General features: G+C 68.0%; 1 protein-coding gene and 1 pseudogene. One reads left to right on the top strand and one right to left on the bottom strand.

All coding sequences use genetic code 11. The annotated features are described in order from the left end of the window. Positions 1-257: pseudogene (locus Q9G87_RS60390) on the top strand (ATP-binding protein); the annotation flags it as partial. Between the two features lie 6 nt (positions 258-263). On the opposite strand, the gene Q9G87_RS60395 reads toward Q9G87_RS60390, so the two are convergent. Next, positions 264-518 (bottom strand): aspartate/glutamate racemase family protein (locus Q9G87_RS60395; RefSeq protein WP_305925700.1); only part of this gene is annotated, 255 nt, incomplete at its 5' end.

Below are 518 nucleotides of genomic sequence, written 5' to 3' on the forward strand. Positions count from 1 at the left end.
CCGGGCAGGATCCGGCCACCGCACTGGGTGACCTGCTCCGCCGGGCGATCGAGGACCTGCGTGAGGATCCCCGCTCGGTCAAGTTTCACCGGGTGCTGTCGGTCACGTTCCTGCGCGGCACGCCCACTCAGGAGCTGGCCGCCGAACACCTCGGCCTGCCTTTCACCACCTACCGCCGCCATCTGACATCCGGCATCAAACGTGTCTGCGCCGACCTTTGGCACCGGGAGCTGTATGGCGCCAACCCAGCGGCCTGAGGTGTCTCAGTCGGCCAGCGCGAAGCCCGCCGCCGCCTCCGCGTGCAGACGGGCGCTCGGCAGCACCGGGATGGCGGTGTCCTTCTCACTGATCAGGAGCTCGATCTCCGTGCAGCCGAGGATGACGCCTTCGGCGCCGTCGTCCGCGAGATCGGCGATGATCTGGGCGTAGGCGTCCCTGGACGATTCCCGGAGCACCCCGCGTATCAGTTCGTCGAAGATCACATGATGGACCATTTCCCGCTGCTCGCGCCGCGGGAC

The sequence above is a fragment of the Nonomuraea turcica genome, assembly GCF_030718205.1.
Classification (GTDB): Bacteria; Actinomycetota; Actinomycetes; order Streptosporangiales; family Streptosporangiaceae; genus Nonomuraea.